Genomic DNA, 25,846 nt, shown 5'->3' on the forward strand with positions numbered 1-25,846 from the left:
AGAGACTGTAATTAAAGCGTTTATTTTAACCTACTTCTTCATAGTTCATATATTTGCAGGTCATAGCGTTCTCATTTGCACCAATATGGATAGATATTGATTATTTATGTGCAAACTAACGCAGCTGATTCTTACAAAATTTTGCCGCACTATCAGGCAAGCTTATTCGTCTGTCCATAGCAACTTTCTGAACAACTCTATGGGCCTCTTGCTCTGACAACCCCGACTGTTGCAAGTCATGTTTAGCCAATTGAATACGTTTTATTCCTTCTAGATGATGTTCAAGCTCAGCGACCTTTTGGTGTAAGCGATTGACTGTTTCAAAACGCACTTGCGCCAGTTCTACAATTTTCATAAGGCGCGAAAAATCAAGATGTTGAGGAACAAAGGTTATTCGACCGCATTGCAACAATGTCGACAACAGCGGCTCCTCAGCATTTCTTGCGGTAATGATCAGCGGCACGGGTGCAAATGTCATCAAGCGTTCAATAAACTGCAAATGTAAAGCAGTCATAGTTTCAACGACTAAAAGTACGACATCCCTGCTGGTTTTAAGTTCGAACCGTTCAAATTCAGATATTGATTTCAAGCTAACTAAATCAAAATCATGCGTCTTTCCAGCTTCAATCAGACCATGACTTTCTAATTCCTCAACCAAACTCACTAAGCGCATGCTTTGCTCCCTACGCCAATAGAATCTGCCCCAGGGTTACTACAACCTTGTTTTTCTAGCTCAGTAACACCATTTTTTGAATCACTCTGGTGTCTCTGTTGCCAAAATGTCTTAGCCAGTCTCTTAGCCACATCAATTTGAATACTGGAGTCCAGTAGCATCAGAACAGCCATTACATTCGTCATCACGGCAGCTTGTGCTCTGTGAGCTTCTGCTGAATCAAGAGCTTTATCGCTATGGTTGTTAACAGACATCGAAAGTTCATGCCAAAGTAAATATAGCCATTGAGGAGCCAACTGTAACGCATTTGCTTTACGACCAATCAAGCCGTCAAGCTGAGTAGGCAAGGCTATTTGGCGCTGGCCACTAGGGCTAAAAATGTTAATTGCAGTGGAGATTCTAGGGCTCAACTCACACTCGCCTTGATACCCCTTAAATACGGCAACATTAGATTGACGCAGGTCAGGCTCATATTCGGCCATTAAGCGAGCCACATTAAAGTGGATATCATCTAACCCCGCGTGAAAATAGCTTCTAAGACTAAGTGTTGCATTTGACGGATTGATACAGCGAATAGCACTTTGAAACAGGCTTCTTAGACCAAGCTCTTGATGAATTTCGCTAAATGAGTGAACCAGTCTCGACAACTTGTCGGCATTTACATAGCAGATCCCAGCAGATTTTAACGCAACATTAGCTTCCGCCGCAGTTGAAACTGTACTAATTCCTAATACATCGACGAATTTTGCAATATGTTGCCGATGAGGTAACGCCTTGTCATCCCCATGCAATAAAATCCGATACCCTTGCAATGCCAGTAGTTTGGCACTGAGTAATAGGTAGGGTAATTGATCGCGTTTGGCGCCATAACAGGGCCAATCAATATCGACATCAAGCTGCTGCCAGTTACTCTCTATCGTTGTTTTTAACGCAATAGCGGCGCCAGCAACCTCTTCAGCGCTCTCCCCCTTAACTCGCATCAACATTAGTGCCACACTTAGCTGAGTCACGTTGCCAAAATTATCGTAAAAACCGCGAATGAGTTGATAGCTTTCAAGAAAATTTAACGAACGAGACCCCTTCTTTCCCCTAGCAAGGGTTCTGACTAGCTGTTTATACTCATAAGGTTCAGTAATGTTCACTAATCGACCTTCTGTGGCATGATTATCCATATGCATGCTCAAGTGGTAAGTTGTTAACCATTTGACCAAAATCAAGCGAACTCATACAGTCAGCAAGCTCCTGACCTATAGCGACCACCTCGCCAACCATCAACAGTGTTGGACCATCAACCGTTATCGCTTTTGCTGCATCAACCATATCTTTAATCGTTGTCGTGGTTACCTGCTGATTATTGCGGCCGCCATTAGAGATAAAAGCAACTGGTAGCGACAACTTGGCACCAGCTTTTAATAAACCATGGGCGATATCTGCAGCTCTTTCTTTTCCCATATAAAACACAAGTGTACTTTTTGAAGCCAGTAAACCGCCCCATTCAACAGCAGAGTCATCACAATTATGTCCGGTCACAAAAGTCACCGAGCGAGACACTTTCCTGTGTGTTAACGGGATCCCAGCACTTGCCGCGCAACCTAAAGCAGCTGTAACACCTGCGATAAACTCACTTTTGATACCATGTTGAGCGAGGAACAGAGCCTCTTCAGCACCACGACCAAATACATTCGGATCGCCGCCTTTAAGGCGAATAACCACCTTACCTTGTTGATTCAACTGAAGTAGTTTTAGGTTTATCTGCTCTTGGGTCGCACTCGGCTCCTCATAGCGTTTACCCATATAATGTAATTCGCAATCGTCAGTCGCTAACTGTAAAATATCTCTACTCACTAAATTGTCATAGACGATTGCCTGTGCACCAATAATTGCTCGTGCAGCCTTAATAGTCAGTAGATCAATATCACCACAGCCCGCTCCGACAATTGCAATCCGATTTTCATCAAAACCAACCGCATTTTGCATGGCAATTGTTTCATTTAACGTAGACAACTGTTCTTTGCTCAAACATTGTTGGGGTAGATTATTGTCCAATTGCACTGGTTTTTTTGTGGAATTCAGCATCACTAAGCAACCTCCCTGTTTGGTCTCTGCTTCTGTGCAATGACACAGTCAGCAATCTCTTTAACTTGATTTAAACAACTACCACAGACCGCACTACACTTTAGTGTCTGCTGTACTTTTTCAATCAATGATGGGGCATTGTCGACGCCATTCGAGATATCTATATTCATCTGCGATTCAATATCATATTGAGTCGCCCCTGTGCAGGCACATACTATTTGACTGCTACCTGCACGCAATATTTGATGTAGTTTTTTAATCGAATCCGGATTAAACGAATGATTTATCAGTGATTGAATCGCATTAGTATCAACATCTAATTGCTCAGAACCTGTGATGACTAACGTGTTAAGGCGGCCCTGGTACACCATGCAAGTGATGAGTTTACCCTGCTGGCGCCACTGCATGAGATGCCCACGAGCGCTGGTAACTAAAGCCGAAGCTTGTGCTTGTTTAAACTCAGTCAGTGACTGAGAAAATGCCTTATCTGCAGCTATATGTCGGCAAACTCCACCATCAAGTTGTTGTTTTACATCCCAGCAAAGTAACTCATGAGAAACAACGGCTTCTCCCCACTCTATTCCTTGCTCGACAACGGATAAGGGCTTGACTTCAACCCATTGATTCTTAAATCCAGGTTGCTTTGAATGGGGATCTACAGCTACTGAAACAACACTATTAACGCCACCACTCTTGCTGAATTGCGATGACCAATGCATAGACAAAAAAGCACTATCATTCAGTATTGATTTATCGATAACAATTCTGGCAATCAAGGGGTCGGTTAGGTTGTCACTGTCTAGCGCGGCAAATTTCCCCTCAACCAGTCCATTCTTAATCGATGTTGACACATTTAGCCTTAGTTCAGGCTGATAATCGGCAGTAGCCAACTTGGCAATATGCCCTGTCTTCGTCATCGTGTGCCACTGATCCCGAGTACGACCACTGTTCAAACGCACTTGTTTAACGTTTAAAGAGCCATCATCAAAATGCTTTGGTGCAATTTCTGCTGAAAATGGTGTTTCGACAAATTGCGCCTTACCCGTTGTGGTTGCAAATACTCCATAATTAAAGAGCCGTTTGTTTTTTTGCCCCATCGCGTCAATATCATCAATCGGCCATTGAGTCGGCATAAGATGCTGGTATTGATCCGGTGTCAGGTTTGCAAGTCCTGCGATTGAGAACTGTTTCTGTGGAAAGTGCTGCTTTACGCTCGCACTTAGTTGAGCATATTCCTTGAAAACTTCGGCACTGTTTTTAAAGTCAAATTCCGAGTCAAACCCAAGCGCTTTGGCAACTTCACATAGCGCCCACCAATCGGCCTTTGAATCCCCCTGGGGCTGCACAAAACGCCGTTGTCGGCTAATGGTTCGTTCGCTATTAGTGACTGTACCTGATTTTTCTGACCAACCTTGTGCCGGTAACAAAATATCCGCGTACCGTGCAGTATCGGTGTCAGCGGTGATATCAGATACCACGACAAAGTCACATTCAGTCAGAGCTTTTTTGACTAACTGCGTATCAGGCAAAGAAACCACCGGATTCGTCCCTAAGATCCACACCGCTTTTATCTTGCCGCTCGCCATCGCAGCAAACATTTCTGTTGCTGTCTGGCCTTTTGACTTTGGTAATTTATCAGTATGCCAATACTGAGCGACGAGTTGACGCTCCTCCTCAGAAAATCCAAGATGACAAGCAAGTTGAGTTGCCAGTCCACCAACTTCACGCCCGCCCATAGCGTTTGGTTGACCTGTAAGTGATAACGGTCCACAGCCAGCTTGACCAATATCACCTAACGCCAAATGGCAATTAATAATCGCATTACTAGTATTGGTGCCTAAAATAGACTGATTAACGCCTTGGCTACTGGCGGTAACAACTCTTTTATTTTGCAGGTACAAGCTGTAAAACTCAGTGATTTTTTCAGGATTAAGCCCTGTATGAAGAGCAATATCGGTAACAGTACCAGCACTTTCTTGCGCCATTTTTAGTGCTTGAGCGAACCCTTCTGTATTTTGCTCTATATATTTATCGTTACAGTTCTGATGACTTGCAATAGCGCTAAGTAGACCGTTGAACAAATGCAGATCAGAACCTGGCGTAAGCTGTAGATGCAGATCCGCTTGAGATGCAGTGGCTGTCACACGAGGGTCAACAACCACCAGTTGAGTACCATGTTCAGCCCTAGCTGCCATTATTTTTTTAAATAAAACTGGGTGTGTCCAAGCTGTATTAGCACCGACTAATACCACTATATCTGCAAGTTGCAGATCCTCATAACAACCTGGCACGACGTCCTCACCGAAAGCGCGTATGTGAGCGCTTACCGCAGATGACATGCATAATCTCGAATTAGTATCCACATTAGCGGTACCGAGAAAGCCTTTTGCTAGTTTATTGGCAACATAATAATCTTCGGTAAGCAGCTGTCCTGACAGGTAAAATGCAATTGATTCTGGGCCATATTTAATTAAAGTACTTTTGAGTTTTATCGCGATCTCTGATATCGCTGTATCCCAGCTTATATTCTCGATATTGACAGCATCTTTTTTCATGCGTGGATATAACAGCTTGTTTGGTAAGCTTAGGCTATTGATTAACGCTAAACCCTTGCCACACAAATCACCCGCATTTGCAGGATGCTCAGCATCTCCACTCACCACAAAGGATTGCTCTATTGAAGTATCTTCAGCGTGATCTTTAAAGACCTTCTCTACTCTGACCCCGCAACCAACACCACAATATGCACAGGTTGTTTTACAGCTTGGCATGATTTGCTTTCCCCTCGTTTGCTTCTATCACTGATATCGCAAATCTCATGCCATTCTATAAGTAGTTGTTTAAAAAGGGGATAGGTAACATTGGGCAAATATTCAAGGCGATAATGTACTACAACAGGGCAAAGCTACGCACCGAAATCACGCAAGTCTTTGATAAATATAAAAACTAAGTACTCACAAAGAGGTATTCCGTTTGTTTGATTAGCAGAATGGTCACGTTTAAGAAGGAGGAAAGGTAAAATTTAGGCACAAAAAAACCAGCTATTCGCTGGTTTTTATAAGTAACATTTAATATTACTTAAGTGTTGACTCTGCAGTACGACCATCGTCATGACAGCTGTCACAAGTTGGCTTATCACCCACGTTCATTTCATGTGGTGCGTGACAATCAGCACACATTAACATGCCATCGTGTGGCTGATGGACTGCATCCATCTCATCTAGTGTACCGTGACAAGATTGACACTGCTCAAATTCGTATTCACCATCTGCAGATGGAGAGCCGTCAGCGTGACACGCTTCACAACCATCCATTTCAGCATGCATTTCAGCCAATTCTTGGCCTTCAGCAAACACAGAAGGAGATAACGCTAATGCTGCGATTGCCGCACCAAAGATTGCACTTAGTAGTTTTTTGCTCACAATTGTATCCTCATTTGATGTTCGCATAGTGGAAACTTTATAAGTAAGTTTCGTTTCCATCTTGCGATCAATATTATTAGCACGACTAAGCTTAATTTAGCTAAGCATTAGCTAATTCGCAACTAATTTAGTTTGAAGATCATAACATTGTGATTATTAGCAAAACGTGCGCTCCATCAAACTATACCACTCAGTCGAGGCATAGAATGTAATATGGCAGCATTTATCACCTTGATTTAGACTAATAAAAACACAATCCGTATCAGCTAGACCCGCACTGTGTTTCATTAGTTAGCGCTGAATTAACTCGCGCGAAGTGCTGCGATACGCTTCTCAAGTGGCGGATGGCTCATCATCAATTCGGCCATTGATTTTTTACCGTTAATACCAAGAGCTGACATCGATGCTGGCATAGCACCTGTTTCAGGGCCTTGCTTTAGTCTATCAAGCGCAGCAATCATCTTCTCTTTACCCGCTAAACGTGCGCCGCCTTCATCAGCTTTAAACTCACGAATACGTGAGAAGTAAGCAACGATGATTGAAGCGAGAATACCGAATAGCATATCAAGCACGAACACTACAGCCATATAAGCAAACATGCCAAGGCCTTCGCCCTCTTCATCATTACTTGCAACGAAGTTGTTGATTATGCCTGCAACGACACGAGCAGCAAAAATAACGAAAGTGTTCACAACACCTTGAATAAGAGTCAATGTCACCATATCACCGTTAGCGACGTGGCTAACTTCATGGGCGAGTACCGCTTCTATTTCGTCATGGTTCATGCCATAAAGCAGACCACTGCTAACAGCAACTAAAGAGTTATTTTTACTTGGGCCTGTAGCAAACGCATTGAATTCCTGCGATTGGTAGATAGCAACTTCTGGCATTTTAATACCAGCTTGCTCTGCTTGACGAGCGACAGTTTCAACTAACCAACGCTCTGTGTTGTCACGAGGGGTAGTGATAACTTCACAGCCCATTGTCTTTTTAGCCATCCACTTAGAGATAGCCAAACTGATAAATGCACCACCAAAACCGAATATTGCAGCGAAGACTAACAAGCCACTCATGGTTGATGTGTTCACACCTAAGATAGACATCACGATTGATGCCACTAATAAGATCGCCATATTAGTAGCAATCAGTAAAAATATACGCTTCATTTAAGCTCCTGTAGGATCGAAATAATCCTGATAAACACTCTTAAAGACATAATATGTCCCAATTTGTTTTTTTCAAGGGGAAGTGAGTAAAAAACAATACGACCAATTTAATTCTAGCTCAGTCGCCTTCTTTATCAGGTTGGCTGATTTTATGCAGTTTTTATTAATCTAATCTTAATTAGGCTCAAAATTGACGCCGATGTGGATTAATCTTTTTTAACAGAGAGATAGCCCTAACAAGAATGGACAAATTTACGTCATTTTAGGGCTATTAAAAGGAAAGGCGTTACGCTTTAAGCCAAAATTGATACATCAAGGTATTCAGCCGCTTCTTCTGCAGTCGGATTTTCAAGATGAGGAATATGACCAATAAATGGGGCTGAGATCATCTGTTGCAAGGATGCTAAGTTTTCAAATTGATTATCCATCTTTGAGTCGACTTGATTAGCGACCCAACCCGCAATTACTAGACCATCACGCTCAATCGCTTCAACAGTCAATAAAGCATGGTTAAGACAACCTAACTTCATGCCCACAACTAAGATGACTGGTAATTTCATTGCTTGCACGACTTCAGACATATAATGCCCGTCACCTAAAGGTAAACGCCAGCCTCCAGCCCCTTCAATAACAACAAAGTCAGCACCGAGATGCTCGGCCATATTAAGTTGAGCTTGAATGCGTGCAGGAGTCAGCGTGACATTTTGTGCGGCAGCTGCGATATGCGGAGCGATAGCAGGCGCAAATGCGAATGGATTAATATCATCATAAGGTAGCTTAATACTCGATGCTGCCATCAATGCAAGTGCATCGCTATTTCTTAAACCTTGTTCAGTTTGCTCACACCCAGAAGCCACAGGCTTGAAGCCAACCGTCTCACCTTTCACTACTGTTAACAATGCTGACGACACTAATGTTTTACCGCAGTCAGTGTCGGTCCCTGCTACAAAATAAGTCATGCATACTCCAAGGTTTTCAGCCTTTCTTAACGCGTCTTTGTCGCTTTGATAAAACTGATATGATAAGTCAAAGGCAGCCCTTCAGGGCCGCGGCTTAACTCTGCCTTATTAACTAATTCTTGCCAATCACCTCGCCCTCTCAATGTGACGTGGCGTTGATTAAGCTGAAATTTAGGATCAACGGTTGATGCACCAACACCTTTAATTGACTGTAAAAGAGACTTAAAATCGCTAAAGTAGACAGTGATGGCACGAGTCTCAATGTCCACCCCATCCCATAAATTTTTATCAAAACAGTGTTTAATCTCTGGTTCACTGTTAAAACTGTTGACGTTTAAACCTAAATCAGCCAATTGATATAGGCTGTTCTCTGCAACAATACTGGCATTAAACTCGCCACCAGCTTTAAGTACCCGATTAGCTTCATTAATCGCTATGGCGAGATTGCTACACCATTGCAATGCAATATTAGAATAAACGGTATCTATTGAGTCACAAAGCAACGGTAAGTTTTGCGCATCACCACGAAGTCCATAGTAAGCAGGAAAGTCAGCTTTAAGGGTATTGAGCATCCCTTGTGCGATATCAACACCAATCACGTCCTCTATTGCATTAAACCCACTAAAGTCTGTACCTGGACCACAGCCAAGATCCAGTAACCGTGCAGAGGGTGACATCAGCTTGAACAGATGCTTCGCCGCTATTCGCTGCAAGACATCGTGTGAGTGATAAGAAGATGCCGCCGCAGAGAATCTATTGGCGACATTAGTAGTTAATTGCTCTTCCCCGGAATTCACGTCATTACATCCTATACGCTATGGGAGTTTATAATCATGCAGTTAAACAAGACCCTTATTGGTCTTGTAAAATACCTGCTAGTACGGCAACAAACGCGTGGATATCCTCTTCGCAATGCTCGGCAGTTAACGTCACTCTTAACCTAGCACTTCCCTGAGCCACTGTTGGTGGTCTAATTGCACCGACCCAAAAACCATGTTCTTTTAACCTTTTAGCGATTGCCAGAGTCCTAGCACTATCACCGATAATAATAGGTTGTATTGCAGTAGTTGAATCGGTTAATGCAATATTTTCAGCCTCACAGCTAGCAATAAAAGTGACTACGTTAGCCTGTAACTTTTCATTAAGTTGCGGCTTAGCAATAATGGTATTGATAGATGCCGTCACCGCCGCTGCGTTTGCCGGCGAAAGTGCTGTCGAGTAGATATACTGCCGCGCATTTGCCACTAGGTAGTCAATCAAATCCCGGCTTCCAAGTATCGCAGCACCCTGTCCGCCTAACGCTTTTCCAAATGTAACCACCTGCGCATCGATATGGATGTCGCCATCAACTGCAGAGGCGCCCATGCCATTATCCCCGATAACGCCAAAGCCGTGGGCATCATCGACAATGAACCACGCTCCCTGCTGTTGACACAATGCCGATAGCTCTGCCAGCGGTGCTATATCACCGTCCATACTAAAAACACTTTCAGTGATCACAGCGCAAGGCCCGTGGCGTTCAATATTTTGGGCGGCAGATACAACATCATTATGTATAAATCGTTTTAGTGTCGCACCACTATCTTGCAGGCCATCAATAACGGATGCGTGCACCAACTTGTCAGTAAGCACCCTATCGGAGTCATTAAACAAAGTTTTCATCAATGCATGATTCGCAGTAAAACCGGAACAGAAAAGCAGTGCGGCTTCATGCCCAGTTGCGTTACACAATGCCTGTTCAAGCTGCTGGTGTGCTTGATTATATCCAATGACTAAAGGCGAAGAAGCACCACCAGCACCAAAATCTTTTGCACCGCTATACAGGGCTTCAATTACATTTGCATCTCTAGAAAGTCCTAGATAATCGTTGCTGCTAAAATTAATATAGGGCAAGTCATCCACTTCAAAGCAGCTGGCGTGTTCAGGGTCAAGCATAACTTTAACCCGTTTTCTTAACAGCCCTTTGTCTGCCAAAGACCGATTAGCCTCTACCACTCTATCGTGAAGCGGCTGTAATTTTTTGGTGGCGACATCAGACATAACATTACTCAATGTGAGAGCGAGACTTAATTACCGTTAGCAGTCATCGCTGTTAACGGTATGTTTCTGTTAAAGAAGCTTCTAAATTAACTGGCTTAGGTATTTACAGTGCACCAGCATCATAAAAAGCGGACGCTTTCTTATCTTGCTGCGCGGCCGCTTTAGCAAGCATCGCTTCATCTTGCTCTTTGGTCGCTGCAATGCCCTGCTCTGGGTGTAACCCAAGACGTCTAAACAAACTCATGTCATCGTTTTCTTCTGGGTTTGGTGTGGTCAACAGTTTGCAACCATAAAATATTGAATTAGCGCCTGCAAAGAAACACATAGCTTGTAACTCATCAGTCATATTCTCACGACCTGCCGACAACCGTACTCGCGATTTAGGCATGATAATCCGCGCAACGGCAATCGTTCTTACAAACTCAAGCGGATCCAGATCATCTATCTTCTCAAACGGTGTGCCTTCCACTTTAACTAACATGTTAATCGGCACTGAATCTGGATGTTTATCAAGATTGGCTAACTGCTGTAGTAATCCCGCTCTATCAGTGGCTTTTTCTCCCATGCCCACGATGCCGCCGGAACAAACTTTCATGCCTGAAGCACGAACATTTGACAAGGTATCTAATCGATTTTGGTATGTACGTGTGGTGATCACATCGCCATAATATTCTGGCGACGTATCTAAATTGTGGTTGTAATAATCGAGCCCAGCATCTGCCAGTTCACTCGCTTGATCCGCTGAGAGCATGCCCAATGTCATACATGTTTCCATGCCCAAAGATTTGACCTCTTCGACCATGGTTTTTAGGTATGGCATGTCACGCTCTTTAGGGTTACGCCATGCAGCTCCCATACAAAAACGAGAAGCCCCAGCCGCTTTTGCGCTGCGAGCTTCGGTTAACACTGTCTCCATGGCCAGCAAACGCTCTTTTTCAAGGCCGGTATCATAACGAGCACTCTGTGGACAGTATTTGCAATCTTCAGGACAGGCACCAGTTTTAATCGAAAGTAAGCGGCTTATTTGAACTTCGTTAGGATCAAACTCCTGACGGTGTACGCTGTGGGCCTGAAACAACAGGTCATTCATCGGTAACGCAAACATGGCTTCAATCTCTTCGCGTTTCCAGTTATTTCTCACTTGTACTTCTGACATGTTTTATCCTTTTGCGGCTCACACTCTAAGTTTTAAGCGGTGCTTTATCTGGTTGACGTTTACAAAACACTAAGAGGCAGACGAACAAAACCTCACATATTACCAACACAAACAATATGTTAGCTAAACACGTCAACGCTATTTATTTAATATTTATCTTGCCTAGGATACCGACAAGCCTTAACCTGTCAATGCCAATCAGCTTAAAAGGTTTACTGACGGTTAAATTATGAGCATAGATAAACAGAGTACCAATCAATTTATTGATTTGGAGTTTGATGCCAAACACCTTTGGCACCCTTATACCTCGATGAACAATGCCTTACCTACCTACGGTGTTGTAAGTGCAGAAGGCGTTGAGCTAACCTTAGACAATGGCGCTAAGCTGATTGACGGAACCAGCTCTTGGTGGGCTTGTGTTCACGGTTACAGCCATCCTAAAATTGTCGCCGCAATGCAACGCCAAACAGCACAACTAAGCCATGTGATGTTCGGCGGCATCACCCACCGTCCTGCTGTTGAGCTGGCAAAAATGCTTGTCGACATGACAAGCGAGCGTCTAACCAAGGTGTTTCTAGCAGACTCTGGCTCCATCGCTGTTGAAGTCGCTATGAAAATGGCTCTTCAGTATTGGCAAGGACGAAATAAACCCAGTAAACAGAAAATTTTAACAGTGAAGAGCGGCTATCACGGCGATACATTTGCAGCCATGAGCGTGTGCGATCCTGAGGGAGGCATGCACACAATGTTTGGTGAGCTCGTCACTGAGCAGATGTTTGCCCCAGAACCTAAAGCACGTTTTACTGAATGCTTCGATGCGGAAGAACTGCAATCAATTAGCAATATGTTTGAAGATAACCATCAACAGATCGCCGCAGTGCTAATTGAGCCCATTATGCAAGGGGCTGGCGGTATGCGCTTTTACCATCCGGAGTATTTGAGCGCGCTGCGAAAATTGTGTGATAAATATGATGTACTTTTGATTCTAGATGAGATTGCCACAGGCTTTGGCCGTACCGGTAAGCTCTTTGCCTATGAACATGCCAATATTCAAGCTGATATATTGTGTTTAGGTAAAGCCCTCACTGGTGGCTACATATCACTCGCGGCAACGATGTGCAGCGATGAAGTGGCTCAAGGTGTGAGTGATTCCCCAGCAGGCGTTTTCATGCATGGACCGACATTTATGGGCAACCCGTTAGCTTGCACTGCAGCCATTGCAAGCCTTGAGCTAATTAACGAGCAACACTGGCAAAAACAAGTCAGCAGCATTGAATCTCAAATGAAAACAGAACTCGCTGAAGCAGTAGACTACACCAATGTTGTCGATGTTCGTGTGCTTGGTGCAGTGGGTGTATTAGAGATGAGTTCAACCTTGAACACCGCTGCGCTTCAACAACAGTTTGTTGATCTTGGTGTATGGATAAGACCCTTCTCAAACCTAATCTATATTATGCCGCCGTACACCATCTCAAGTAGCCAGTTAACACAACTAACAAGTGCGATGAAGGCAGTTGCTAAGCAAATATCACTGCCAAGCAATGACACTAACTTTATCAGCCACGGTTAATCAATAATTCAGTTTGGGCACTCCTTTTTATTTTTACATACCTCACCATAGCCGTTTGCTACCGGCTATGGATCCTCTGAATAGTGCTGCGCTATTGCCGCTAACTGCTCTGCTTTTAATTTGGGAAAGTCTAGCCTACCGCTGTAACGTACGTAGGTTGTACTAAATAATGTGGTCTTTGCAATTGTATCGAGCTCCTTCATAAATGCTTGACCTGAACTCTCTGCTGCTAAGCAACATGTGCCATATTGACGGATAACTGCCGCTAAGCTGTTACCTTGTTGGAGTAACGCAGTATCCATCTCCATAAAAAATGCTGCGCCGGACCAATACACTCGCATATATGCACGTTTGCGCCACATGTCATTTGATACTGTACTTAGCTTACCAGGTCGAGAAATGGTGTTAAGCCTTCCCCTCTCTAGTCCGGCCTGTAACTTCTGGATAAAAGCCGCTTCATCAATCACCTTACTTTTGAGCATGACAACATTTTGCATATAAGTGGCAAACCCTTCATTTAACCAAAACGAAGGATAATCTAAATAGGGGATATAGAGATGGGACAATTCGTGATAAAGCGTCCAGTCATCGATAAAATCTTGTAAAGGCCAAGCGCTACTGACTTGTAGCTTAACTTTATTCGTCTTCCCCCTTATCACTTGGGCGAATGGCACTGGCTCCTTGGCATAAGGCTTTGTTACAAGCTCAACTTCAATATTTTGTCCCGGTAACTTGCCTAGCGATAGCTCTACTGCTTTAATGCCACCCGAAATCCACTGATGCATTTTCTGCTGTTCATAGGCTGGTGTATCTCCCGTGTCAATGTCAACCTCAGCACCATAGGCCACAGCGAAACCACTGACCAGCAACGCACTAAATATCAATGCGAATAAAGAGGAATTGCGCTGTCTGAACATTTTTTTCATATCTTCACCCTAGGCTATCTATAGGACAGATAAAGCCTTGATAGTTAAAGCCCTTAAAAACATTGCTGCTACCGCTCTCACTTCACTACGCTAAGCGCCAGTCTAAAGATCACCTCATTCGGCTTTGTAGATGCTAACGTTGTTCGTTCAAAAATAGCGACTTAAACTGTAACCATCAGTGACTGAGTCATCAATTCATGCGCTAATTACCTTTACTAATACCAAGCTAAAAAAACAGTTTTCGTCGACCTAACCGTTACAAACTGAATCCTGAAATATGTCGAGCTAAACGTTGAGAGTTTTGTGCTAACGCCTGACCGATTGATGAAGCTTCTTTTGCTGCAATGAGTGCCAAATCAGCGCCTTCTTTAATAGCATTCGTACGGGCATCCATTGAAGCTGATACCTCTCGTTGAGCATCTACAGTTTGAGTTATTTGTCCACTAATAAGTGCTATATCCTCAACATTGCTTGCCAAAGTCGCAATACTTTCACTAACCAAGCTCGCCTGTTCGACTCCTTCGTTGGCCTGCATTGAACCTGACTCCATTGCCTTTACAGCTTGTTTTGCGCCCTTTTGCACTAGCTCTATCATAGCTTCTATCTCTTGGGTCGAAGACTGGGTGCGGCTAGCTAGCGTTCTCACTTCATCGGCGACCACCGCAAACCCTCTTCCTTGCTCCCCTGCTCTTGCTGCTTCTATTGCCGCATTTAGCGCCAGTAAGTTGGTCTGCTCAGCAATAGAACGGATCACATTAACGACTTTACCGATATCACCACTATGCAGTGCTAGTTGATTAATCACTTTAGCGCTCGTGGCAACCTCTTGCGCTATTTTGTTAATCCCGTTTACGGTGCCTGCAATCACAACTTTGCCGTTCTGCACCGAATTTTGTGCATCGGATGTGACTTGGTTAGCATCATGAGTACAACGTTCGACACTATCTGCGGAGTGAACCATATCAGTGATAGCTTCAGCAACATTGTGGGTTTGCGCTTGCTGCTTTGTTAACGTGTTCTCTACGTCAGCTGTTACTAATTGCATTTTATCGCTGGCATTAACCACATCGACGCTGACTTGCTTTACCTCAGTGATGAGCAACCTTACGCTCACCAACATATGGTTAAAAGCTTCTGCAATTTTTGATAATTCATCATTTCCAGTGACATCTAAATTCGCCGTAAAATCGCCTTTGGCGACCCGAGAAGTTAATGCCTCAATAGCTTTCACTTTTTCGACAATTGCTTTGTAGATAATCAGTAGAATAGTCACACCAGTAATAACGACCATTAACGCTGTAATAATGAGCCAAAACATATGTGACCGCTCGTTTTTAAGTCGGTTTTGGATTTGTAGTTCAAGCACTTCTGCTGTGGTATTTCCTAACAGGACTAGCGCTTCAGATAGCTGACTTGACTGTGTATAAAACGCATTTAATTCGATGCTAAATTCATCAGGGGAAATAATCTTTTCATCAACCGTATCAACAAATTGCCTAACTAGCTCTGCGGATTCAGCGAGTGCGCTTTTTAATGGCAACATCTTGGTATCTGCAACGGTTGCGGACAACCGACTAGTCCCTTTCTTTAATAAGATTTGTTGCTCCGCCAGCCTTTTATTAAGGGCTACGATTTGGGTGTAAGACTGAGGGGTAAAGCTACCTTGTTGCAATATATTCGACGAAAGGGATGCAACCAACGAGTAATACTCCGTCAATTTAGCAATACGATTAATGTATAATTCGGCCAGATAGAAACCACTGGGTTCGCCGTCAAGAGCCACTCCAGACTGTGCCGAAACATCTTCTTTTGCACTCGCAATGCTGACTGCCAATGTGTTTGCGGTATCTTTAGTATTCCTGTCGAATTCAAGTGATAATTGTCGTAACACATTAACAGAATTAGGTTGCAGACTTTGTGTTGTTTCTATTTGCTTAAGGCTCGATAACACAAGTTCTTTTAACTGACTGTAATTTTGCCAACCATTAGCCCGGCTTTGACGATATGCATGTTCCATCTCACTCAATTCAGTTAAAACAGACAACCCTGTAATTTCATTATTGAGTAGGTTTAGTTCATCTTTTTGCTGCATAACGATTAGGCTAGCACCGAATACGAGAGGTAAAAGAGTAACAATCGCAAGAAGGGTGAACTTCTTCTTAAAGCTCAATCGGTTGGCTATTTGCATTCCAGCAGAAATAAAGGGGTTCATTTAATCTCGAGTCCGTTCTGTTACTAGTTGATAACACATGACCCTTAGTCAATGGATTTAATTTCATCTTGTTTCTGTAACTCTGAGAAATAGTTCTAAACTTAATACTCAGAAATTTTGGAACATCGTGATTCAAAGATCGTTACAACATCTACCAGTGCAATATTTATTCTAATTACCCTAAAAAAGAAAAATATCACCGACATTATGGATAAATTAGCGTCCAGTATGAGGTTGAGGATGATTAGAAAATGATAATTTATGGCTCAAAATGTGATTTTTTCATGATATTTCGCTTAAATTAGCGCTGAATGATAAAAATCGATAAAAAAAATGGAAAAGTATTGCTATACTTGCGCGGAATTTTAGAACGTAACTCCAATAGAGTAGAAAAATGACTGATTTATCAAAGTACAGAAACATTGGTATCTTTGCTCACGTTGACGCGGGTAAGACCACCACAACAGAGCGTATCCTTAAGCTTACCGGTAAAATCCATAAGATAGGTGAAGTTCATGACGGCGAGTCAACAACTGACTTCATGGAACAGGAAGCTGAGCGTGGTATTACCATTCAGTCTGCTGCTGTTAGTTGTTTTTGGAACGAACACCGTTTCAACGTTATTGACACCCCTGGCCACGTTGACTTCACAGTAGAAGTTTATCGTTCTCTTAAAGTTCTTGATGGCGGTGTTGGTGTATTCTGTGGTTCTGGTGGTGTTGAACCACAATCAGAAACTAACTGGCGTTATGCTAACGAATCAGAAGTTGCGCGTATCATCTTCGTAAACAAGTTAGACCGTATGGGTGCTGACTTCTTACGTGTTGTTAAGCAAACTCAAGACGTTCTTGCAGCTAACCCACTTGTTATGGTTCTACCAATCGGTATCGAAGATGAGTTCTCAGGTGTTGTTGACCTGCTAACTCGTAAGGCTTGGATATGGGATGAAACTGGACAAGCTGAAAACTACAAGATTGAAGATGTTCCAGCTGACATGGTTGACCAAGTTGAAGAATACCGTGAAATGCTTATCGAAACTGCTGTTGAGCAAGACGATGACCTAATGGAAGCTTACATGGACGGCGAAGAGCCATCTATGGAAGACATCAAGCGTTGTATCCGCAAGGGTACTCGTACAATGGACTTCTTCCCAACATACTGTGGTTCTGCATTTAAGAACAAAGGTATGCAGCTTCTTCTTGACGCTGTTGTTGATTACCTACCAAACCCAGTTGAAGTTGATCCACAACCTCTTACTGATGAAGAAGGTAACGAAACAGGCGAAGTTGCAACAGTATCTGTTGACGAGCCATTAAAAGCACTTGCATTCAAAATCATGGATGACCGTTTCGGTGCTCTAACCTTCGTACGTATCTACTCAGGTAAGATCAACAAAGGTGACACCATCCTTAACTCGTTCACAGGTAAAACTGAGCGTGTTGGTCGTATGGTTGAAATGCAAGCTGATGAACGTAACGAACTTGATTACGCACAAGCTGGTGACATCATCGCTATCGTAGGTATGAAGAACGTGCAAACTGGTCACACTTTGTGTGATGTTAAGCACCCTTGTACTCTTGAAGCTATGGTATTCCCTGAGCCTGTTATCTCTATCGCTGTTGCGCCAAAAGATAAAGGCGGATCAGAGAAAATGGGTATCGCTATCGGTAAAATGATTGCAGAAGATCCATCTTTCCGCGTAGAAACTGACGAAGATTCAGGTGAAACTATTCTTAAAGGTATGGGTGAGCTTCACCTAGACATTAAGGTAGATATCCTTAAGCGTACATACGGCGTTGACCTAATTGTAGGTGAGCCTCAAGTTGCTTACCGTGAAACTATTACTCAGGTTACTGAAGATAGCTACACGCATAAGAAACAGTCTGGTGGTTCTGGTCAGTTCGGTAAGATCGACTACGTTATCCGTCCAGGTGAGCAAAACACTGGTTTCACTTTCAGCTCTTCAGTTGTTGGTGGTAACGTACCTAAAGAATTCTGGCCTGCAGTTGAGAAAGGTTTCGCATCTATGATGGATACCGGTACTGTTGCTGGTTTCCCTGTACTAGACGTTGAACTAGAACTTACTGATGGTGCTTTCCACGCAGTTGACTCGTCAGCTATCGCGTTCGAAATCGCTGCTAAAGGCGCATTCCGTCAGTCTATGCCTAAAGCCGGTGCACAACTTCTTGAGCCAATCATGAACGTTGACGTATTCAGCCCAGAAGACAACGTAGGTGACGTAATTGGTGACCTTAACCGTCGTCGTGGTATGATCAAAGACCAAATGGCTGGTGTTACTGGTGTTCGTATTAAAGCTGACGTACCGTTATCAGAAATGTTCGGTTACATCGGTTCACTACGTACTATGACATCTGGTCGTGGCCAATTCTCTATGGAATTCGCTCACTACGCACCATGTCCAAACAGTGTTGCTGAAAAAGTTATCGCTGAAGTTAAAGCACGCGAAGCTGCTGCTAAGAAGTAACTATTAACTAGTTATTACTCTTAACGAGTTTTAAGCTTTAACAAAAGCCTATAGATGCAAATCTATAGGCTTTTTTATTGCCGTCAAACAATAGCAGCAAGCTCAGCTCTAGCGCATAGTCATACTCCATGAAATTAATCTAATTTTGTTGCATCACTCCCATATTTAGAATGCCAAGTTGCTTTAGCCGCCAAAGCCGATAGAGTACCCGCTCGGTTTCCAAGCTCAGCATTATGACGACTCAATTATCCAAGCTTTTCACATTTATTTTCGCGCTCTTCAGCTCTTGCCATACTCTTGCCAATCAAGAGCTCAATAGCACTGTAAATCAACAGCTAAAGCCTAAACATTGGAGTGGCCTACCGCTACTCGCAGACAAAGCGTCTGAGCGCGGCTACCAATTACCCATTCCGGTTGGTGTCACGCTGTTTTACAACAATATTGAAGCAGATTACGTCGCCACCGATGACTTTAAGGTGCAGGTAGACGGAGGCTTACTCGGCCTAAGAGGACCTAATGATTATCTGGTGCCAGCAGAGGATGTCAGCATTACTGGCCGCGACAAAAGTGTCCAATTAAAACTGGATGCATGGATTTTACCTTTTTGGAATGTCTATGGGATCCTTGGATATACCGAGGGTAATAAGGATATAAAAGCAAAACTAGATAATGTAGAGGGACTGCCCTGCGGCGAAAATTGCAATGGCGTAGTGTTGCCAATCCCAATAAATTATACCGCCAAGAACTTTGGCTTAGGGACGGTCCTTGCTGGTCAAATAGATCCTATTGTGGGTGATACGCCTTTTACTATTATGGCGATTGGCGCCGTTATTAAGGCGAAGACAGATACCACTGATAGCTTAATTAAAACCAAACTTGCTTCAGTGCGCATAGGACAACGCTTTGATGTTGCTGGTGACAAGCTTGCTTGGTTTCTAGCATTTAGCCACCAAAGCGTAAAACAGAATGTGACAGGGGATTATTCTTTTAAAGGGACTGAGCTCGCCCCCTTGATGGAAAACGTAAAATTCGATATCGATCTTGCTAAGCAAGAAACTAAAAACATCTCATTCAGTTTAAACTATGATTTTGGGCCTAGAAATGAATGGAACCTTTATGCGGAATACGGTTTCCTTAATTGGAACCATCTAATTATTGGCATGGGTCGTCGTTTTTAGCCCTAAATTAATTTCAGATAACTTCAAACATCGACGCCATACGTTTGATACTTTGAAAAGGCACACCATGACAGTTTCGCTTAGCACAAAGTTGTTGATGTTTTACCGAAGCAGGGTCGCCTATTTGCTGGATCCGTACTTCGTAACCTAAAGCCATTGCTGCTGCGCTATAAGCTTTAAACTCCCAATAAGCTATGTTGGTATTATCACAAATAACCAAGGGCAATCCGCCAGCCATGGCTTCGATAAATGCAGCTAAGTTTAACTGATGAAATTTTGGTAGCAACTTTGGGTTAAACTGATACACACCCATGTTATAAAAAAAGCTGTCGGTTGAGAATATGCCATATTGCTTTTCAGCCTGAATCGAACTGCTACTTTGTTGATAAGTAGTGACAAACTCTTTTGCCCAGTGGCTTTTGCCACTACCGGGAAGCCCGCGCATAATAATCGCAAGCTTCTGCTCAGCAGATGCATCAAGCATATTGATTATCCAACCAGTAATTGATCATTAATGACTTTTCCTTGCAGGATTTGCTCGACTAATTTAGGCAGCACTTCGCTCGCCTTTCCCTGTAAGTGGTATTGGAACTGGCTATGCCGATCTGCTGGCATGAGATTAATGTCGACAGTTTGCGCTCCATGATGATTGGCGGTGTCAACAAAGCCTGCAGCAGGATATACGGTGCCAGATGTACCGATAGCTATAAAAAGATCACAGCTGTCTAAGGCATGCTGGATTCGGTCTAAGCCTAATGGCATTTCACCAAACCAAACGACATGAGGTCGAAGCCTTTGCGCTGGAATACAGCAAGTGCATGTATGGTCAGGACCAAAAGGCTCTCTCAATAAAAAGGTTTGTCTAGAGCGAGGGCAACGTCCTTTCGAGAGCTCGCCATGCATATGTAACAAACGCTTTGAACCCGCCCTTTCATGAAGATCATCAATATTCTGCGTAACAACGAGTAACTTACCTTCAAATTCACGTTCCAACTTAGCCAGAGCATCATGGCCAGCATTAGGTTCGATACAACCATTATGGAACTGCTGCCAGCGCTCATTATAGAATTGTTCCACTAATTTTGGGTTTTTCTCATAACCTTCAGGAGTTGCGACCTCTTCTATCTTATGCTCCTCCCACAAACCATCTTGATCTCGAAAGGTGCGTAATCCAGATTCTGCCGAGATCCCGGCGCCAGTTAGTATTACTATCTGCTGGTACATCTACAGTCCTATTTCTTAGTATTGTTGTTTCCATTTTGCCAAGGAAATGATGTTTTTCACATTAGGCATTAGTATAAACGCTAATAACAATACAAAAAGTATGCTTAAATTGCTTGTTTTATATCAGCTTTATCGCTTTTATTTACAATAGATGGCTTATTACTATATCAAAGGTTTAAGTTTTCTAATTGTGCACATATAATGGATTGAATACCCACATATGAACTGGCTCGAGTTGACAGGCCGTTCTGCAATCAAGAGAACAATAATGACAGATGGAAATCAAGCGCTAAAGAAAGCGGGTTTGAAAGTAACCTTACCACGAGTCAAAATTTTAGAATTGATGCAAGGACCAGAGAATCAGCATATCAGTGCTGAAGACCTCTATAAAAAGCTACTGGATTTGGGTGAAGAGATCGGCTTAGCGACGGTTTATCGAGTACTTAACCAGTTTGATGACGCAGGTATAGTCACACGTCATCATTTCGAAAGCGGCAAAGCTGTATTCGAACTTGCAACCCAACACCACCATGATCATCTTGTATGTTTATCATGCGGTAAGGTCTTCGAATTCTCAGATGATATGATTGAGCAACGCCAAGATGAAATTGCCATGAAGCACAACATTAAGCTGACAAACCACAGTCTTTACCTTTACGGTGTTTGCACCAATGACAACTGTGAGCATGGTGAGCCTTAAGGTTTACTTAGTTGAAAAAACCAGCTGAGTGCTGGTTTTTTTATGGGGCTCGATTGACAAAAATTGCGCTTTGCTAAAGATATTTGTGAAAAACGTTTACCTTATGCCCCATAAACTTATCCCTACCACGCTCTTGCATACCCAACTTTTTTGCCACACCTTCTGAGCCTTTATTCCCAATGAGGATTAAAGCAATTGCCTCATGTATATCGTAATCAATGAATTTAGCTAACGCGGCAGAACCTGCTTCAAAGCCAATCCCTTTCCCCCAATAGCTGGGAAGGTAACGGTAACCGAGCTCCACTTCATCAAACTCCTCAATATACTTTGGACCACAAAAGCCTATAACTTTAGCATCTGCTTTATGTTCTACCGCCCAACGTCCATAACCAAATTGCTCATAGTTACTTAAGATCATGTTTTCCAAAATCTCTTCCGCCTGCGAAATATTAGTCATTGGCGCACCAGGTATATAGGTGAGAATTTCCGGGATACTGTTGAGTAAAAAAATCGCTTTCGTATCTTTTGACTCAAATCGCCGTATTATCAGTCTCTCGGTTTCAGCAATTATCACTTTAAACTCCTTGGTATTGCGCTATCCATATTACTACAACATACAATTCTTCAAACATAGTATGCTTATCTGTATTCACGACTTTTTGACTATTATCGATACTAATATAACTAAATTCTACTTAAATTAGAAAGTATTAAAACAAGATTGCCTAATCGGCAAAAATACCTTTCAATAAGACAAACCGCTATCAGGTGCATAATAGTAAGGAACATTTATGACCATCATGCAAAAATTCTTTTGGATTATCGCTTCTTTCGGAAACTTGGTCGCGATAAACCTCGCCGTTAGCCAAACCAGTATTGGTACTATTTTATTACTCTTATTGACGATCACTTACAGCGCTATTGGCTACTTCGATATGTACCATAGTAAGCATACACTCAACCGTCTCTACCCTGTTGTCGCACATATCCGCTATTTTCTAGAATCCTATAGAGTTGAGATCCAGCAGTATTTTATTGCTAACGATACCGAGGAAAAGCCATTCAACCGTGAACAACGCTCGTTAGTTTATCAGCGAGCTAAAAATGTCAGAGACACCATCGCTTTTGGTACACAGCGTGATCTGCTTGAGGATAATTATTTAAGCCTGTGGCAATCTCTCCATCCTAGAGAAGTGGTAGCTGATGCTAAGCGAGTACGCTTTGGTGGTCCTGATTGTTTACAGCCCTATGATGCTTCCTATCTGAACATATCCGCGATGAGCTTTGGTTCATTAAGCCCAAACGCTATTGAAGCGCTAAATTTAGGGGCATTAAAGGCCGGCTGCTATCACAACACGGGAGAAGGTGGTGCTAGCCCCTATCACTTGAAGCACCATGGAGACATTGTTTGGCAAATTGGCTCTGGATTATTTGGCTGTCGTGATGACGAAGGCAACTTTAACCCCAACACATTCGCTGCGATGGCGACCCGCCCACAAATAAAGATGATTGAAATTAAGCTTTCTCAAGGGGCAAAGCCAGGTCATGGTGGCGTATTACCTGCTGCAAAGATTACTGATGAAATTGCTGAAATTAGGCACATTTCGAAAGATAAGGATTGTGTATCACCCGCGGTAAATCCTGAATGCACCACACCAAAAGATCTGCTTAATTTTGTTGTCAAACTGAGAACATTAAGTGAAGGAAAGCCCATTGGATTTAAACTCTGTATCGGTAATCCAGTAGAATTTTTAGGCTTGTGTAAAGCAATGTTAGAAACCGGTATAACACCCGACTTTATTACGGTAGATGGTGCAGAGGGAGGCACAGGCGCTGCACCAGTCGAGTTTTCCAACCGCTTAGGCATGATGTGCTTAGAGGGGGTTTATTTTACTCATAACGCGCTTATAGGCGCAGGGTTACGAGATAAAATAAATATTATCGCTTCTGGCAAGACGGCATCAAGTTTCGACCTTTTGGCCAAAATAGCGATGGGGGCCGATTCAGTTAATGCAGCCCGTACCATGATGATGTCACTTGGCTGTATTCAATCTCGCCACTGCAATACCAATATGTGCCCTACAGGTATCGCCACTCAAGACCCTGCTCGAAGCAAGGCCGTAAACGTTATTGAAAAAAGTGAACGGGTAAAAAACTACCACCACAATACCATCGAAAGTTTTTTTGAACTGGTTGGCAGTATGGGCTTAGACAATCCAGCCAAGTTACTGCCTCATATGTTAAAAAAGCGCACTCCATATGGGCTATTAATGTCAGTAGGCAGCCTCATAGAGCCATTAAAAGAAAACGAATTACTGCAAGAAAAGCATATTGAGGGACCTTGGAGCGACTGGTGGCATATGGCAAGAAGTGATGATTTCTATAGCGAAGATACCTACATCCTATCGCCGGCAGAGTTTTCACGCGCCAAACATACCAGTAGTAAACTAAAACCTACATAGGCTAGATTAATGTTGCTTTAATCATAATAAAACGGATAACCAAAAGCTCATCGTAAACACACACAGTACTGTGGAAAGAACCACAGTACTGGCGATAACAGCTTGTTGAGCTTGAACTTGAATGGCAATAAGGTAAGCATTAATACCAAGCGGTGAAGCACTGAGCAATACCAGTACAGCTAGCAAATTAGGGTCTAACTTAAACAGCAAACCTAGAGCATAAACAAGAGCCGGCAAAAAGATCAATTTGACCAATGAGGCCATTAAAGCCAACTTCCAATCTTTAGCTATTTTATAAAAACTCAGATTTGCCCCTAATACAAACAGTGCACATGCCAATGCGGGTTGGCTCAGTAAATCAATACCACTCGCTAAGTTATTGGCTAAAGGGATTTTCAATAGATTGAATGCTAAACCTAGTGAGATACTCATCACAATGGGATTAAAGACGATGCCTTTTATAAATGGACCAGCTTTGAATTCTGCTTTGCTTCTGCTTAAAGCCAAAATAAAGGTTAATGAAAAAAGCAATGCACTATGAAAGGTTATAATAATAAACACATTGCCCATCATCTCCTGCCCTAACGCGCCAACGATAATCGGTAACCCCACCAAAATAGTGTTTGAATAACTACAACCTAGAGCATAAGCAGCACTATTACTGATGCGTTGATATTGCCCTCTTCGTACGAAGTAGAAAAGTAAAAAACCTATGCCGTAAGTCACTAACACTGGCAGATAGAAACTAATTAAAGCTCTAATATCAAAGCTCTTATTTAGATCAGCTTGATACATATTGATGAATAAAAAAGCAGGAATGCAGAGGTAAAAAGTAAATAAACTTATCCCACCGATCTGCTCTTTTGAAAAAACGGATCTTATGGTGAGTATATAACCTAGTACGGCCATAAAAATAAGGGGAAAAACAATTGAAATAATGGCCATTAGGGGTTTAGTTTGTCCTAGAAAAGGTAACAGGAATTACCTTGCTCGCGTCCCAGTGTAAGATTAATTATCATATCAAATTAAAGGGGGAGAATCAGACAAGTTAAAAGATTCTTTTTGCAGAAACGATATGGAACTTCATCGGCGTTGAGATAACAGACACGGCTAGTAAACAAGCATCCGCTGCTACAAAAAGCCTAAATTTTAAAAGTGAATAAGCACACTTGCTGGACCGCTAATTACTAGAAATATTCAAAGGGATAATATTACAAAAAATCTCTTTCTCAAACTGCTGTTCGAGCTTCTCTCGCCATGATTGTTTATTGATTGGCACTAGAAAAAAATTCTCTCGAGATGTATCTGTAACAAACGCCATATCATGACGCATGAGCTCAAAGTGAATGTCATTGACAAAATCGGCTGAAAAATTCTGCCGCCCTGTTAGCTGATTGATATCTTTACGTGTTAAAGATACCCCTTCATTGAGACCTTCGAACCTTAACCTTAACCAATCTGAAAACTCTTTTGCGCTGACCATAGACATAAAATCTACCTACAAGTTCCTCTATAGATAAATTAGGTATAACAGATCAGGGTTATATCGCCATAATTTCAGCTAAAACCTTAGTTTATATCACCAGATATTCTAGCC

General features: G+C 42.7%; 22 protein-coding genes. 5 read left to right on the forward strand and 17 right to left on the reverse strand.

Annotated elements, in window-relative coordinates; genetic code table 11:
• Window positions 1-115 precede the first annotated feature (115 nt).
• The 10 genes from L2730_RS11420 to bioB form a co-directional block, all read right to left on the reverse strand.
• Complete coding sequence (locus tag L2730_RS11420; RefSeq protein WP_248974713.1) at window positions 116-673, reverse strand: ANTAR domain-containing response regulator; 558 nt, start codon at window positions 671-673, stop codon at window positions 116-118.
• Window positions 664-1,845: a glycosyl transferase gene (locus L2730_RS11425; protein ID WP_248974714.1), complete on the reverse strand. Its 1,182-nt coding sequence runs from the start codon at window positions 1,843-1,845 to the stop codon at window positions 664-666. The genes L2730_RS11420 and L2730_RS11425 overlap by 10 nt, the downstream gene beginning before the upstream one ends.
• Window positions 1,838-2,749, reverse strand: coding sequence for a uroporphyrinogen-III C-methyltransferase (gene cobA, locus L2730_RS11430; RefSeq protein ID WP_248974715.1), 912 nt, complete (start codon window positions 2,747-2,749; stop codon window positions 1,838-1,840). The genes L2730_RS11425 and cobA overlap by 8 nt, the downstream gene beginning before the upstream one ends.
• A 2-nt stretch (window positions 2,750-2,751) precedes the next feature.
• Window positions 2,752-5,520, reverse strand: a complete 2,769-nt coding sequence (locus tag L2730_RS11435; protein WP_248974716.1) for a nitrate reductase — start codon at window positions 5,518-5,520, stop codon at window positions 2,752-2,754.
• A 303-nt stretch (window positions 5,521-5,823) separates the two neighbouring features.
• On the reverse strand, window positions 5,824-6,171 hold the full coding sequence (gene cctA / locus L2730_RS11440) for a tetraheme c-type cytochrome CctA (RefSeq protein ID WP_020913003.1): 348 nt from the start codon (window positions 6,169-6,171) through the stop codon (window positions 5,824-5,826).
• Between the two features lie 302 nt (window positions 6,172-6,473).
• The gene (gene htpX, locus L2730_RS11445; RefSeq protein ID WP_248974717.1) at window positions 6,474-7,337 is read right to left on the reverse strand and encodes a protease HtpX; all 864 of its coding nucleotides are present in this window, start codon (window positions 7,335-7,337) and stop codon (window positions 6,474-6,476) included.
• A gap of 293 nt (window positions 7,338-7,630) precedes the next feature.
• Window positions 7,631-8,296: a dethiobiotin synthase gene (bioD, locus tag L2730_RS11450; RefSeq protein ID WP_248974718.1), complete on the reverse strand. Its 666-nt coding sequence runs from the start codon at window positions 8,294-8,296 to the stop codon at window positions 7,631-7,633.
• A gap of 26 nt (window positions 8,297-8,322) precedes the next feature.
• Complete coding sequence (locus L2730_RS11455; RefSeq protein ID WP_248974719.1) at window positions 8,323-9,093, reverse strand: methyltransferase domain-containing protein; 771 nt, start codon at window positions 9,091-9,093, stop codon at window positions 8,323-8,325.
• A 55-nt stretch (window positions 9,094-9,148) separates the two neighbouring features.
• Window positions 9,149-10,336 carry an aminotransferase class I/II-fold pyridoxal phosphate-dependent enzyme gene (locus L2730_RS11460; RefSeq protein ID WP_248974720.1) on the reverse strand — a complete coding sequence of 396 codons (1,188 nt, stop codon included), beginning with the start codon at window positions 10,334-10,336 and terminating at the stop codon, window positions 9,149-9,151.
• Between the two features lie 103 nt (window positions 10,337-10,439).
• Entirely contained in the window at window positions 10,440-11,492 is a 1,053-nt protein-coding gene (gene bioB, locus L2730_RS11465) for a biotin synthase BioB (protein WP_248974721.1), read from the reverse strand.
• A 229-nt stretch (window positions 11,493-11,721) separates the two neighbouring features.
• Between bioB and bioA the strand changes: the two genes are divergently transcribed.
• Window positions 11,722-13,062, forward strand: a complete 1,341-nt coding sequence (bioA, locus tag L2730_RS11470) for an adenosylmethionine--8-amino-7-oxononanoate transaminase (protein WP_248974722.1) — start codon at window positions 11,722-11,724, stop codon at window positions 13,060-13,062.
• A gap of 65 nt (window positions 13,063-13,127) precedes the next feature.
• Here bioA and L2730_RS11475 read toward each other — a convergent pair whose 3' ends face one another.
• Entirely contained in the window at window positions 13,128-13,988 is an 861-nt protein-coding gene (locus tag L2730_RS11475) for a M61 family metallopeptidase (RefSeq protein ID WP_248974723.1), read from the reverse strand.
• Window positions 13,989-14,244: 256 nt separating this feature from the next.
• The gene (locus L2730_RS11480) at window positions 14,245-16,200 is read right to left on the reverse strand and encodes a methyl-accepting chemotaxis protein (protein WP_248974724.1); all 1,956 of its coding nucleotides are present in this window, start codon (window positions 16,198-16,200) and stop codon (window positions 14,245-14,247) included.
• Window positions 16,201-16,594: 394 nt separating this feature from the next.
• On the opposite strand from L2730_RS11480, the gene fusA reads away from it, so the two are divergent.
• Entirely contained in the window at window positions 16,595-18,685 is a 2,091-nt protein-coding gene (fusA, locus tag L2730_RS11485; RefSeq protein WP_248974725.1) for an elongation factor G, read from the forward strand.
• A 233-nt stretch (window positions 18,686-18,918) separates the two neighbouring features.
• On the forward strand, window positions 18,919-19,863 hold the full coding sequence (locus tag L2730_RS11490; RefSeq protein ID WP_248974726.1) for a hypothetical protein: 945 nt from the start codon (window positions 18,919-18,921) through the stop codon (window positions 19,861-19,863).
• A 13-nt stretch (window positions 19,864-19,876) separates the two neighbouring features.
• On the opposite strand, the gene L2730_RS11495 is transcribed toward L2730_RS11490, so the two are convergent.
• Window positions 19,877-20,347: an AAA family ATPase gene (locus L2730_RS11495; RefSeq protein WP_248974727.1), complete on the reverse strand. Its 471-nt coding sequence runs from the start codon at window positions 20,345-20,347 to the stop codon at window positions 19,877-19,879.
• 5 nt (window positions 20,348-20,352) lie between these two features.
• Window positions 20,353-21,087 carry a Sir2 family NAD+-dependent deacetylase gene (gene cobB / locus L2730_RS11500; protein ID WP_248974728.1) on the reverse strand — a complete coding sequence of 245 codons (735 nt, stop codon included), beginning with the start codon at window positions 21,085-21,087 and terminating at the stop codon, window positions 20,353-20,355.
• A gap of 268 nt (window positions 21,088-21,355) precedes the next feature.
• On the opposite strand from cobB, the gene fur reads away from it, so the two are divergent.
• Window positions 21,356-21,787, forward strand: coding sequence for a ferric iron uptake transcriptional regulator (gene fur, locus L2730_RS11505; RefSeq protein WP_020913018.1), 432 nt, complete (start codon window positions 21,356-21,358; stop codon window positions 21,785-21,787).
• 73 nt (window positions 21,788-21,860) lie between these two features.
• On the opposite strand, the gene L2730_RS11510 is transcribed toward fur, so the two are convergent.
• Window positions 21,861-22,361 (reverse strand): GNAT family N-acetyltransferase, encoded by a 501-nt coding sequence (locus L2730_RS11510; RefSeq protein ID WP_248974729.1) that lies wholly within the window; start codon window positions 22,359-22,361, stop codon window positions 21,861-21,863.
• 217 nt (window positions 22,362-22,578) lie between these two features.
• On the opposite strand from L2730_RS11510, the gene L2730_RS11515 reads away from it, so the two are divergent.
• Window positions 22,579-24,249: an FMN-binding glutamate synthase family protein gene (locus tag L2730_RS11515; protein ID WP_248974730.1), complete on the forward strand. Its 1,671-nt coding sequence runs from the start codon at window positions 22,579-22,581 to the stop codon at window positions 24,247-24,249.
• Between the two features lie 21 nt (window positions 24,250-24,270).
• On the opposite strand, the gene L2730_RS11520 is transcribed toward L2730_RS11515, so the two are convergent.
• Together L2730_RS11520 and L2730_RS11525 are read right to left on the reverse strand one after the other, a co-directional pair.
• Window positions 24,271-25,194 (reverse strand): AEC family transporter, encoded by a 924-nt coding sequence (locus tag L2730_RS11520; RefSeq protein ID WP_248974731.1) that lies wholly within the window; start codon window positions 25,192-25,194, stop codon window positions 24,271-24,273.
• A gap of 235 nt (window positions 25,195-25,429) precedes the next feature.
• The gene (locus L2730_RS11525) at window positions 25,430-25,738 is read right to left on the reverse strand and encodes a hypothetical protein (protein WP_248974732.1); all 309 of its coding nucleotides are present in this window, start codon (window positions 25,736-25,738) and stop codon (window positions 25,430-25,432) included.
• Window positions 25,739-25,846 lie beyond the last annotated feature (108 nt).

It is taken from the genome of Shewanella kaireitica, assembly GCF_023284045.1.
Classification (GTDB): Bacteria; Pseudomonadota; Gammaproteobacteria; order Enterobacterales; family Shewanellaceae; genus Shewanella; species Shewanella kaireitica.

What these genes read in the sequence shown, in the direction of transcription:
- L2730_RS11460 (WP_248974720.1), bottom strand. Translation starts at nt 10,336, where the DNA reads ATGTCTGATGTCGCCACCAAAAAATTACAGCCGCTTCACGATAGAGTG.
- L2730_RS11515 (WP_248974730.1), top strand. Translation starts at nt 22,579, where the DNA reads ATGACCATCATGCAAAAATTCTTTTGGATTATCGCTTCTTTCGGAAAC.
- L2730_RS11475 (WP_248974723.1), bottom strand. Translation starts at nt 13,988, where the DNA reads ATGAAAAAAATGTTCAGACAGCGCAATTCCTCTTTATTCGCATTGATA.
- fusA (WP_248974725.1), top strand. Translation starts at nt 16,595, where the DNA reads ATGACTGATTTATCAAAGTACAGAAACATTGGTATCTTTGCTCACGTT.
- L2730_RS11490 (WP_248974726.1), top strand. Translation starts at nt 18,919, where the DNA reads ATGACGACTCAATTATCCAAGCTTTTCACATTTATTTTCGCGCTCTTC.
- L2730_RS11525 (WP_248974732.1), bottom strand. Translation starts at nt 25,738, where the DNA reads ATGTCTATGGTCAGCGCAAAAGAGTTTTCAGATTGGTTAAGGTTAAGG.
- L2730_RS11435 (WP_248974716.1), bottom strand. Translation starts at nt 5,520, where the DNA reads ATGCCAAGCTGTAAAACAACCTGTGCATATTGTGGTGTTGGTTGCGGG.
- L2730_RS11420 (WP_248974713.1), bottom strand. Translation starts at nt 673, where the DNA reads ATGCGCTTAGTGAGTTTGGTTGAGGAATTAGAAAGTCATGGTCTGATT.
- L2730_RS11520 (WP_248974731.1), bottom strand. Translation starts at nt 25,194, where the DNA reads ATGGCCATTATTTCAATTGTTTTTCCCCTTATTTTTATGGCCGTACTA.
- bioB (WP_248974721.1), bottom strand. Translation starts at nt 11,492, where the DNA reads ATGTCAGAAGTACAAGTGAGAAATAACTGGAAACGCGAAGAGATTGAA.
- L2730_RS11425 (WP_248974714.1), bottom strand. Translation starts at nt 1,845, where the DNA reads ATGGATAATCATGCCACAGAAGGTCGATTAGTGAACATTACTGAACCT.
- cobA (WP_248974715.1), bottom strand. Translation starts at nt 2,749, where the DNA reads ATGCTGAATTCCACAAAAAAACCAGTGCAATTGGACAATAATCTACCC.
- bioD (WP_248974718.1), bottom strand. Translation starts at nt 8,296, where the DNA reads ATGACTTATTTTGTAGCAGGGACCGACACTGACTGCGGTAAAACATTA.
- L2730_RS11495 (WP_248974727.1), bottom strand. Translation starts at nt 20,347, where the DNA reads ATGCTTGATGCATCTGCTGAGCAGAAGCTTGCGATTATTATGCGCGGG.
- htpX (WP_248974717.1), bottom strand. Translation starts at nt 7,337, where the DNA reads ATGAAGCGTATATTTTTACTGATTGCTACTAATATGGCGATCTTATTA.
- bioA (WP_248974722.1), top strand. Translation starts at nt 11,722, where the DNA reads ATGAGCATAGATAAACAGAGTACCAATCAATTTATTGATTTGGAGTTT.
- cobB (WP_248974728.1), bottom strand. Translation starts at nt 21,087, where the DNA reads ATGTACCAGCAGATAGTAATACTAACTGGCGCCGGGATCTCGGCAGAA.
- L2730_RS11480 (WP_248974724.1), bottom strand. Translation starts at nt 16,200, where the DNA reads ATGAACCCCTTTATTTCTGCTGGAATGCAAATAGCCAACCGATTGAGC.
- fur (WP_020913018.1), top strand. Translation starts at nt 21,356, where the DNA reads ATGACAGATGGAAATCAAGCGCTAAAGAAAGCGGGTTTGAAAGTAACC.